The following is a 10956-nucleotide window of genomic DNA, read 5'->3' as shown; positions in this document are numbered from 1 at the left end:
AAACTCTTGCATCTGTAGCGGCTACTTTTTCGATAATATTTTTTATATCAGAAATAGCGGCAGACTCACCGATCATTTCATAGTTTTTGGATACTTTTTTCTTTAACATTGTATTTTCTACAACCAATTCTTTTCGATCCAAAGCATTGCGTACTGTATTGAGTAAACGATTAAGATCTGGCGGCTTAGAGATGTAATCAAATGCTCCCAATCGCATTGTATTTACTGCAGTATCCAGATCACCATGACCAGATATCATTACAATTGGTATTTCTGGTTTTATTTTCTTTACCGCCTCAAGTACTTCTACCCCATCCATCTTTGGCATTTTAATATCACAAAGTATAAGATCGTAGTCTTCTGTCTTAATTTTTTCTATTCCAGAAAGTCCGTCTTCTGCTTCAAAAACTTCGTATTTATTATTTTCTTCGGATAAGATTTTTACAAGAACCCTACGAATTGCTGCTTCGTCTTCTATTACTAATATTTTTGCCATTATATTTTATATTTTATTCCGCTACGAAAATAGAATGTATTTTTATCTTCAATAATTCTCACATCTTTTTGGTCATTATCCCGTAAACGAATTTCATTTTTTAATGTATATCCTGCATATCCATAGAACAATAAGTGTTCCGTAAAATAATATTCGTAGCCTAATGCGTATAAAACGCTAAGCATGGATATGTTTTCTGCTATTTTTTCTTTTCCGTCTTTACCTATAAATATTTGATTTTTTTGCAAATTACTATAAAACTGATCTAAACCAATAAAAGTTTGTATTGTATTTTTTTCATTAAAATAATATTTAAAACTTGATTTGGGTGTACCTATTGAGTAAGACCAACTAGAATGAAATCTACTGTAATAATTAAGGATTGGTAAAGGGAAATTTAAACTTGCTGGTGTTGTATATTTTACACCAAAAACAAAAAGAGCTGTTTTTGGTGCTTGCTTATTTTTATAACTCTTTACAAAGTATAAGGCTCCTGTATATCTTAGGTCTTCATTTTGTATACCGGATTCTTCAAAATTAGAAGATATTTTCATTCCTAGTTTGGCACCAAAACGCCAATCATTTTTCATTTTAAAAGTATAGCCTAATTCTATTCCACCAGTATGAAATTTACCCAGCGTATTTTGTTTTTCAGACAAGGATACGTCCTTTATTTGTAAATTATCGAACCTATAACCGGGGTTAATTATTAAATAAGTCCCTTTTTTGTCTATTTTAATTGGATAATTTACTGAAACCTTAAATCTATTATAGATATTATCATTATTTGCTTGTGGTATATATGTATATTCTATTCTTGCTAATTCTGTTTGCTGTGCTTGTATTACATTAAACGCAAATACTAGTATCCCTATAATAACAAGATTTTTATTTTTCATCTTTTGGATTTATCCATTATCACATTTTATACTTTTTTATTTTTTCAAAATAGTAATTTCTCTCTGTGGAAAAGGAATAGTGATATTATTTTCTCTAAATAAACGATCTATTTCGAATCTAACTTCACTTTTAGGAACGCCTGCTTGAAAACTGTCGTTAAGCGTAAAGACTACTTTAAAATTTAAAGAACTATCCCCAAAATTAGTGAATAACACTACAGGTTCTGGTTCTTTAAGTATGTTTTCGTTATTTAACACTGCTTGAATTAATAAATCTTTTACCAAATTTATATCACTACCATAGGCTACACCAACCTCTACAGACTCTCGTGTAATAGTTCCGTTTTGAGTCCAGTTATACAGGGTTGATGTTAAATATTTATGATTGGGGATTATTAATACTTTATTATCTATGGTTACCGCCCTTGTAGTCCTTAGTTTTATTTCTTCTACTCTTCCTACTTTACCTTCTAATTCAATAATATCCCCTACATGTACTGTTTGGTCTATAAAAATAAATACTCCAGAAATAATGTCCTGAATAAGGGTTTGCAGTGCCAAACCAACTCCAACCAATAATGCTGCAGAAGCGGCAAATACTGCTGTTATGTTAAAACCTATACTATCTAATGTTATAAATAGTATTATAATATATATGAAATACTTTGCAAAAGAGAATACTGATACAAATTTAACCTCATCTTCATACGCTAATTTTTTGGTTACAATTTTTCTTATAACCTTAAGGATAAAAGACGTTATTGCAATAACAAATAATACAAACAACAGCAATCCCACAGTAAGCACTATTGGTTCTTTTTCTGTTCCAAAATGAAAAATTTCGTAATTCAAAAAATCTTTGATTGCCCCCCAAATATCTTCTTTAATAACTACTTTTACTTGTTCTGTTATCTCTTCTTGCTGCATAATATTTGGTTAGTATTTCATCCATTTAAAAAGTTCCTTATAGCTTGGTTTTTTACCATACATAAGTATACCTACTCTGTATATTTTTGCTGCCAGCCATGTGATAAACAATATACTGGCTACTAACAAAAATATAGAAATCAAAACCTGCCACCAAGGAACACCAAAGGGAATACGCATTAGCATAACTATCGGAGAAGTTAGAGGAATCATAGAAAAAACTGTAGAAACGGTACCATGAGGGTTTTCGATAACCGAAAAGAACCCGACATATATCCCCAACATTAATGGTAATATAATAGGCAGCATAAATTGCTGAGAATCTGTTTCACTATCTACTGCCGCGCCAATCGCTGCGTAGATTGCACTGTACAAAAAATATCCTCCTATAAAGTAGATAAAGAAAGAAAACACTAATGTTCCTAATGGGAGTTTCATGATATCTTGCAGTATCAATTGTATTTCTTGCTGGTTATTTTCTTGCAGTATCGTAGCTGATTCCATGCCTACAGGTTGTGGTTCTATTCCAAAAACAGAGGATGCTACTGCTAACAGAACTCCTCCTAATATTACCCAGATCAAAAACTGAAGAATCCCTGCAAAAGAAGTTCCCAAAATCTTCCCCATCATTAATTGTAATGGTTTTACTGAAGAAATAATAATTTCTATAATGCGGTTAGATTTTTCTTCGATTACAGAACGCATGACCATATTACCATAAATAATAATAAACATCATTAAAAAATATCCCGCTGCACCACCAAAAATCATTTTTACATAATTAGACATCTTTGATGTCTTTTCTCCAGAAAAATTTTCAATTTGAATATTTACTTTTGCTTTAGAATCTTCAATAACATCTAAATCCAACCCTTTTTCTTTAAAGTTTTGATTCGTTAATTTGCTACCTATTATTTTTTCTATAGTATTAAGGATAGTAATATTTGGAGCTTCTTCTGCAAAAAATTGTATGGATGACGCTAGTTCTTTATTCGTAAGCTTTTTTGGTATATATAATAATCCATCTAATTTTTTAATAACAACTGAATCCTTGGCATCATTTAGACTTAAACTACTATAATCTATATAATCAATATCTTCTGAGTCTTTAAAATCAGAGCGAAATACACCTGTTTCATCAAAAAAGGCAACTTTACGAATTTCATCATTATTTAGTGTTGCCAGCCAGGTAATCAAAAAACCCATTGCTGTTACTATTAGTGGGCTTAAAAAAGTCATTACTACAAATGTTCTATTACGAACACGAGCTATGAACTCTCTTTTTATAATCAGTTTCAGGTTATTCATTTTCTGTAATGGTTTTAATGAATATTTCGTTAACTCCTGGTATTACTTCATTAAATCGCATTACCTGTCCTTTATTAGATAAATACTGAAGTAAATCATTTGACAACATATTTTTATCTAAAGTTATTTTCATCTTTAACTGGTCATCAATTGTTTTAAAATCTGCTGGCTCTACTGTAAATTTTTCTTGCAAATGAGTATATAAATCCTGGCTGTTTTCAGTTAAAATCCCTATTTCAAAAGTATTGGATTTGTATTCTCTTTTTATATCGGTTACTTTACCTTCTAATATCTTTTTGGATTTATTAATAAGTGCAATATGATCACATAGTTCTTCTACGCTTTCCATACGGTGGGTAGAAAATATGACTGTTGCACCTTCTTGTTGTAATTGTAGAATTTCATCTTTAATAAGGTTGGCATTTATAGGATCAAAGCCACTAAATGGTTCATCAAAGATCAATAATTTTGGCCTGTGCAGTACTGTAACTATAAATTGCACTTTTTGTGCCATTCCTTTAGAGAGTTCCTGGATTTTTTTATCCCACCAGTGTGCGATATCAAATTTATCAAACCAATATTTTAAGCGCTCTTTAGCTTCGGTTTTACTTAATCCTTTAAGTTGTGCCAGATATAATGCTTGCTCTCCTACTTTCATAGATTTATACAAGCCCCTTTCTTCCGGAAGGTATCCAATATCTTTAATATGCTGTGAATTAAGAGGTTCATTATCCAAATACACGCCTCCTTCATCTGGTAATGTAATTTGATTAATAATCCTTATCAAAGTAGTTTTTCCTGCTCCGTTAGGCCCTAGTAATCCAAAAATGCTCCCTTTTGGTACTTGTATAGATACATTATCCAAAGCAGTAAAGGTTCCGAATCGTTTTGTGGCTTGTTGTACCTCTAAAAGATTAGCCATAGATAGTAATATAGTTTTAGTTTTTATGAAACCCGAATGATACGAAAACTTAAAAACTTATGCTAATTATGTTTGCTATTAATTGCGCAAAATAATTAGTTTTTAATTGGGCATAAATTTTTCTTATAAAAAAACAAAACCCACCCTAAATATGAATATTAAGGATGGGAAAAAAATTGCTATGAAAAAGAAAAATTATCACTAAATGCGATTAGTGATGTTTCAAATATACAAATTTTTCTTAATCAAACGTTAACACAATTAAAGGATTCTAAATGGTTAGATACTCTAATTTATTTACGAAAACATATCTTTTACTTTTTCAAAAAATGACTTATCTCCACTTTCCGGATTTGGTCTGAAATGATCGTCTTTAGCCATTTTTTCGAAAAACTCCCGTTGTTCTTTGTTTAGCGTTTTTGGTGTCCATACGTTTACATGTACCAAAAGATCTCCTGTTCCATACCCATTAATACTAGGGATTCCTTTTCCTCTTAATCGCAGTATTTTACCGCTTTGCACTCCTTCTTCAATTTTTATCCTTACTTTACCTGAAACGGTATCTATTTCTCTGGATGCTCCCAAAGCAGCTTCAGAAAAACTTATATACAAATCATAGTGCAAATTATTACCTTCTCTTTGTAGTTCGGGATGTTCCTGCTCTTCTATAGCTACAATAAGATCCCCGGCTATACCATTGCCAGGGGCTTCATTACCTTTTCCCGAAACTTTAAGTTGCATACCATCTTCTACTCCTGCTGGTATTTTGATACTAACGGTTTCTTCGATAGCTTTTAATCCTTGTGCATCTGCATCGGCAGGTTTATGATCTATCATCTGTCCGGATCCACCACATGCAGTGCAAGGAGAAGAAGTTTGCATTCTGCCAAGAATGGTATTGGTTATCCTTGTTACTTGCCCGGAGCCATTACAGGTACTACAAGTTTTGTAAGTTGTACCAGATGCCTGAATCTTTCTTTTTACTTTGATTTTCTTTTCTACACCATTTGCAATTTCCTCTAATGTAAGTTTAACACGTATGCGCAGGTCGCTACCTTTGACCCGACGTTGTCTGCTGCCACCGCCACCAAATCCGCCAAAACCACTAAAGCCACCGTTGCCAAAAATATCACCAAATTGGCTGAATATGTCGTCCATATTCATACCGCCACCGCCGCCAAAGCCACCACCTTCAAAAGCCTGATGCCCGTATTGGTCATAACGTGCTTTTTTATCCGGATCGCTTAAAATTTCGTATGCCTCTGCTGCTTTTTTAAACTTTTCTTCTGCTGCTTTATCTCCCGGGTTCTTATCCGGGTGATACTCTATAGCTTTTTTGCGATACGCTTTTTTAATTTCTGCTGCAGTAGCACCCTTGCTTATACCTAATATGTTGTAAAAATCTTCCTTCATAATTTATTATTGACCGGTCACCACCTTTGGAAAACGAATAACTTTATCCCCCAAGGCATACCCTTTTTCTATTACATCAACAATCTTACCTTTTAAATCCTCGCTTGGAGCTGGTATTTGAGTAATTGCTTCGTGATCATCTGCATTAAAAGTATCTCCCGCATTTACTTCTACTTCTGTCAATCCTTTACTTTTTAAAGTTTCTTTTAATTTATTATGGATTAGCTCTACTCCTTTTATAAGATCTTTATCTTCAGATTTTTCGATTTCTTTTAACGCTCTGTCAAAATCATCTAATACTGGCAACATAGATTGAATAACATCCTGACTAGCTGTCTTAAATAGTTCTAAACGCTCTCTGGAAGTTCGTTTTTTATAATTCTCAAACTCTGCAAAGAGCCTTAAAAATTTATCTTTTTCTTTTTCCAACTCTTCTTTAAGCTGCGTTTCTACATCTATTTCTTCTGTCTCTGTTTGTGTAACAGGAGTGTCAAGTACTTCTTCTACTTGATCTTTTACATCGTCGGTGTTTTTATTTTTTTTACTCATGTAACTCGTATCTTTTGTACGTTTTCTTTTTGAAATATCAAAAGTACTGCCAATTTTAAATTAATGTCATAATGTCACAGGATTTTTTTTAGTATATATTTAAGAATATTCCTGCTATAAAAAAATAATTTTGGCAATATTTAAAACACTATAAACTAAAATAATTATGAAAACCAATTTTATTGTAACACTTGCAGCAACTGTACTTATAATCACAGCGTATTCCTGCAAAGGGGAAAAGAAAAATGAAACCGAAGCTACTACCGCAGAACAGATAAAAGAAACTCCTGCAGAAGCTGTATTATACAAAGTAGACACAGCATCAAGCACTATTGAGTGGATCGGATCCAAGCCTATTGGAAAACATAACGGAACATTGGGATTGACTAGTGGCAGTATGGAATCTAAAGATGGGAATATAGAAAGTGGTTCTTTTGTTATTGACATGGCTTCTATTACTGTGACCGATCTGGAAGGTGAAGAAAAAACATCTTTAGAAGGACATTTAAAAGGTGAAGGCGAAGGAAAAGAAGATCATTTCTTTAACGTTGCCAAATATCCAAAAGCAGTTTTTGAAATAACAGGGATTTCTGAAAAAGATGGCAAAACCTATATAGATGGTGATCTAACTATAAAGGATATTAAAAAAAATATATCTTTCCCGGCAACAACTTCTGTTGATGGTGACACAATAACGCTGGATACAGAAGTCTTTACTATTAACAGAACAGAATGGGGTGTGAATTATGCTTCTAAATCTGTTTTTGAAAACCTGGGAGATAAATTCATTAATGATGATATCGAATTAAAAATTAGTATAAAAGCCAATAAAGCTTAATACAATTAAAGTTAATTTTATTAAAAGCCGATACCCAAAAAAGTATCGGCTTTTTTATGGAAGTCATTTTTAAAATTCTTCAATAAGTACATCTACTGCAGGTCTTATATTATCATAATCAAACACAAATCCTAACGCAGAAATTTTATCACTGCAAACACGTTGACTAGAAAACAAGATGCTATGCATTTCTCCAAGTACAAGTTTCATAATAAACTTAGGTACATTGGGCAATATTATTTTTTTATTTAGTTTTTCTGCTATGATATAGGTAAGTTTTTCATTAGAAACAGGATTAGGTGCTACAGCATTAAAAACACCTGTTTGTCTTTCTTCGACAATAAATAAAAACATACGAGCTAAATCATGTACATGAATCCAGCTTTGCCATTGCTTACCACTACCAAAACAAGCTCCTAGTTTCATTTGTATAGGCTTCGCTATTTTAGGAAACGCACCTCCATTAGCAGACAACACAAGCCCAATACGCAACAAACTTACGTCTATACCTAATGTTTTAAATTGTAAAACAGCATTTTCCCATTGGGTGACCACTTCTCCTAAAAAACCAGGATCTCGTTCAGATACATCTTCTGTATAATAGTTTTGAAAAGAATCCCGATACACTCCTACTGCACTTGCAGAAACAATGTGCCTAACCGAATGTTTTATTTTTTTTAAGGACCCTAAAATAAGGGAAACTGTTTCTGTCCTGCTTTCTATTATCTCTTTTTTATAAGAAGAAGTCCATCTTTTTGCTACGGTAGCCCCTGCAAGGTTAATAATAACCTCTACCCCATCAAAACATTCGGTATCTAATTCCCGTTTTTTTGGGTCCCAGAAATACCCTCTATAATTTGGCTGGGAATTTATTTTAGAAGTATTCGTGGTTAAGTAATTTACATCTATAGTAGATTGATGACACAGTTTTACTATTTCCTGACCTATCAAACCTGTTGCACCGGTAATTAAAACTTTCATCTGTTCTTTTATTGTATTTTATTAAATCATAGACAAAATAATACCCTGTTACAACAAAACCTATTCCTTTATTATAGGTTTAACAATCGTTTAAATCATTCATTTTTGGTTGCCCTAAGCATTTCCCGTTTTCCCGGAGGGCCAGGAAGTCTTTCTACTTCAAAACCTACCTCTAACATTGCCCTTCGCACGCTTCCTTTGGCTGCATAGGTAACCAAAACACCTTTTAATCTAAGTGCTTCATACATCTTTTTAAAAATTTCTGAAGTCCATAGTTCTGGTTGTACCCTGGCCCCAAAAGCATCAAAATAAATTAAATCGTATTGATTTTGATCTATTATATCTATAAAAAACTGTTTGCGTTTCGTTAGATTAAAATTGGGGGTAATCTTGGCAGGTTGTTCCCAGATAGATCGATGCATCTTTTTAAAACAAGGTTCTTTATCCTTTGCCAAAAGCGCTTCCGGATATCTCATTACAGTCGCTTCTTCTATAGAAACAGGATATGCCTCTACTCCTACATAATCCACAGGCAAGTTATTTTTTTCTGCTTCCAAAAAAGTTATAAAAGCATTTAGCCCTGTTCCAAAACCTATTTCCAGAATACGAACAGCACTTGGGTTGTTTTTATCCAAAACATGATCTAGCCCATTTTTTATAAATACATGTTTTGCCTCGTTAATTGCCCCGTGTTTAGAATGGTATTGTTCGTTTAACTCTGGTAAATAGATAGTCTTTGACCCATCTGCGGTAGTAATTATTTCGCGTTTTATGTTTCCCTTCATCATTTCTTTACCAAAACACCATTAGCGATAAAAGAGTATGTCTTTTTGGGAGCAATAATCCCTGCTATTTCTTCTTCTGTTTTTCCTGCATCACTGGCAAAATGACGTTGCTCTTCGACAGAAACTTCACTTACAAATGCTTTACCCTGAATCACTACTGTATCGTTTTCTATATCTTTTGGGACAAAGAAACCATAGTCTTTAAACTTTACCATAGCTTCTTTATCTGTATCCAAAGCAACCCTCATCCAACAGCCTTTTGCTTTACAAACCGATTTTACGGTGGTAGCAAAAGTAATTGCAAGAGTATCTCCTTCTTTTAAGTTTTCATATTTATTGGTAACAACTTTTATACCCTCTATATCTTCCAACAGAACTTCGTTTCCAAAACTCTTATATCTTTTTTGTGTATTGGTTATCACATTCTCGGTTGTTGCATTCAGAGAATTTTCTTTTTTAACAGAGGTGTCACAACTATAAAACAATAGTGACCCTATAAAAAACAGTATGCTTTTTTTCATAATCTTTGATTATTCTTATGTTTTACAAAATTAAACATTTATAAAATTCTTATTTTATCAGAAAAAGGTATTTTTACAATGAATTAAAAAAGGTGTTAGTACCACCTTCATTTTCAGACAAAATATTAGGATAATAAACTCAGGATAGTGTGTTGTTGCTATCTTTTAAATTTAGAAAGGATGAAAAACATAATTTCTCAAACCTTAGAAATTAATACCGTAAAGGAGTCTAAAATTGGACAAGTAGATTTTGAAAACCTTAATTTTGGCAAAATATTTACCGATCACATGTTCGTCTGTGACTATGCAAATGGAGAATGGCAGAATCCAAAAATTGTACCTTATGGCCCATTAACATTAGACCCTTCTGCTCGTGTTTTTCATTATGGGCAGGCTGTTTTTGAAGGAATGAAAGCGTATAAGGATGATAACGGGGATACGTTTTTATTTAGACCAGATGAAAATTTTAAGCGTATTAATAAATCTGCTGAACGTCTGGCAATACCAGAATTTCCTGAAGATTACTTTTTTGAAGGACTAAAAACATTATTAAAACTGGATAACGAGTGGATCAAATCCGGTTTTGGAAATTCTTTATACATTCGCCCGTTTGTTATCGCTACACAAGCCAGTGTATCTGCCTCTGAAGCAGATGAGTATAAATTTATGATTATATGCTCTCCTGCACAATCTTACTATAGTGGGGATGTGAGTGTTTTGGTTGCCGAAAAATTTAGCCGTTCTGCCAGTGGTGGTTTTGGATATGCAAAAGCTGCAGGAAACTATGCAGGGCAATTTTACCCAACCAACCTTGCTAAAAAAGAAGGATACCAGCAAATAATCTGGACAGACTCTAATACACACGAGTATATGGAAGAAGCCGGAACAATGAATGTGTTTTTTAGAGTAAACGACACCTTGCTTACTGCTCCTGTTAGCGATCGTATTTTGGACGGTATTACCCGCAAAAGCTTAATTGCTATTGCCGAAAAAGAAGGGTACAAGGTAGAAGTACGACCTGTAAAAGTTAGTGAAATTGTAGAGGCTGCAAAAAATGGCAGCTTAAAAGAGATTTTTGGAGCAGGAACCGCAGCAGTAGTTAGTCCTATTAAAGCTTTTGGATACCAAGGAAAAAATTATGAGCTTGCCAAACAAGAAAACTCCTATGCTGCTTATTTCAAAAAAGCATTAATGGATATACAATACAATAAATCCGAAGATTCTTTTGGATGGAGATATAAGGTTTAAGAGGTCGGATGCCGGAGGTCGGATGCCGGAGGTCGGATGCCGGAGGTCGGATGCCGGAGGTCGGATGCC

Annotated in this window: 12 protein-coding genes; 2 read left to right on the top strand and 10 right to left on the bottom strand. The window is 33.3% G+C overall.

All coding sequences use genetic code 11. The features are described 5' to 3' along the window. From ACZIYX_RS22970 to ACZIYX_RS22940, 7 genes are all read right to left on the bottom strand, one after another. On the bottom strand, positions 1-496 hold a 496-nt coding region (locus ACZIYX_RS22970; RefSeq protein ID WP_462684605.1), incomplete at its 3' end, for a sigma-54-dependent transcriptional regulator. After that, positions 496-1395 (bottom strand): DUF6268 family outer membrane beta-barrel protein, encoded by a 900-nt coding sequence (locus ACZIYX_RS22965; protein WP_462684604.1) that lies wholly within the window; start codon positions 1393-1395, stop codon positions 496-498. The genes ACZIYX_RS22970 and ACZIYX_RS22965, both read right to left, overlap by 1 nt. Positions 1396-1431: 36 nt before the next feature. After that, complete coding sequence (locus ACZIYX_RS22960; RefSeq protein ID WP_462684603.1) at positions 1432-2322, bottom strand: mechanosensitive ion channel family protein; 891 nt, start codon at positions 2320-2322, stop codon at positions 1432-1434. Positions 2323-2331: 9 nt separating this feature from the next. Continuing rightward, on the bottom strand, positions 2332-3630 hold the full coding sequence (locus ACZIYX_RS22955; protein ID WP_462684602.1) for an ABC transporter permease: 1299 nt from the start codon (positions 3628-3630) through the stop codon (positions 2332-2334). Next, positions 3623-4552 carry an ABC transporter ATP-binding protein gene (locus ACZIYX_RS22950; RefSeq protein WP_462684601.1) on the bottom strand — a complete coding sequence of 310 codons (930 nt, stop codon included), beginning with the start codon at positions 4550-4552 and terminating at the stop codon, positions 3623-3625. The genes ACZIYX_RS22955 and ACZIYX_RS22950 overlap by 8 nt, the downstream gene beginning before the upstream one ends. Before the next feature lie 297 nt (positions 4553-4849). After that, positions 4850-5965, bottom strand: a complete 1116-nt coding sequence (gene dnaJ, locus ACZIYX_RS22945) for a molecular chaperone DnaJ (RefSeq protein WP_462684600.1) — start codon at positions 5963-5965, stop codon at positions 4850-4852. A gap of 6 nt (positions 5966-5971) precedes the next feature. Then, positions 5972-6514 (bottom strand): nucleotide exchange factor GrpE, encoded by a 543-nt coding sequence (locus ACZIYX_RS22940; RefSeq protein WP_462684599.1) that lies wholly within the window; start codon positions 6512-6514, stop codon positions 5972-5974. A 166-nt stretch (positions 6515-6680) separates the two neighbouring features. On the opposite strand from ACZIYX_RS22940, the gene ACZIYX_RS22935 reads away from it, so the two are divergent. Continuing rightward, positions 6681-7352: a YceI family protein gene (locus ACZIYX_RS22935; protein ID WP_462684598.1), complete on the top strand. Its 672-nt coding sequence runs from the start codon at positions 6681-6683 to the stop codon at positions 7350-7352. A 69-nt stretch (positions 7353-7421) separates the two neighbouring features. On the opposite strand, the gene ACZIYX_RS22930 is transcribed toward ACZIYX_RS22935, so the two are convergent. The 3 genes from ACZIYX_RS22930 to ACZIYX_RS22920 form a co-directional block, all read right to left on the bottom strand. Further along, positions 7422-8333: a TIGR01777 family oxidoreductase gene (locus tag ACZIYX_RS22930; protein ID WP_462684597.1), complete on the bottom strand. Its 912-nt coding sequence runs from the start codon at positions 8331-8333 to the stop codon at positions 7422-7424. 95 nt (positions 8334-8428) lie between these two features. Continuing rightward, entirely contained in the window at positions 8429-9106 is a 678-nt protein-coding gene (gene mnmC2 / locus ACZIYX_RS22925) for a tRNA (5-methylaminomethyl-2-thiouridine)(34)-methyltransferase MnmC2 (protein WP_462684606.1), read from the bottom strand. A gap of 11 nt (positions 9107-9117) precedes the next feature. Then, positions 9118-9639, bottom strand: coding sequence for a DUF4920 domain-containing protein (locus ACZIYX_RS22920; protein WP_462684596.1), 522 nt, complete (start codon positions 9637-9639; stop codon positions 9118-9120). Positions 9640-9819: 180 nt separating this feature from the next. Between ACZIYX_RS22920 and ACZIYX_RS22915 the strand changes: the two genes are divergently transcribed. After that, the gene (locus ACZIYX_RS22915) at positions 9820-10887 is read left to right on the top strand and encodes a branched-chain amino acid aminotransferase (RefSeq protein WP_462684595.1); all 1068 of its coding nucleotides are present in this window, start codon (positions 9820-9822) and stop codon (positions 10885-10887) included. The last annotated feature ends 69 nt before the right edge of the window (positions 10888-10956 follow it).

This window comes from Aquimarina sp. (genome assembly GCF_977115655.1).
The sequence above is the reverse complement of the archived record's forward strand: the minus strand, read 5'-3'. Positions and strand labels throughout refer to the sequence as shown.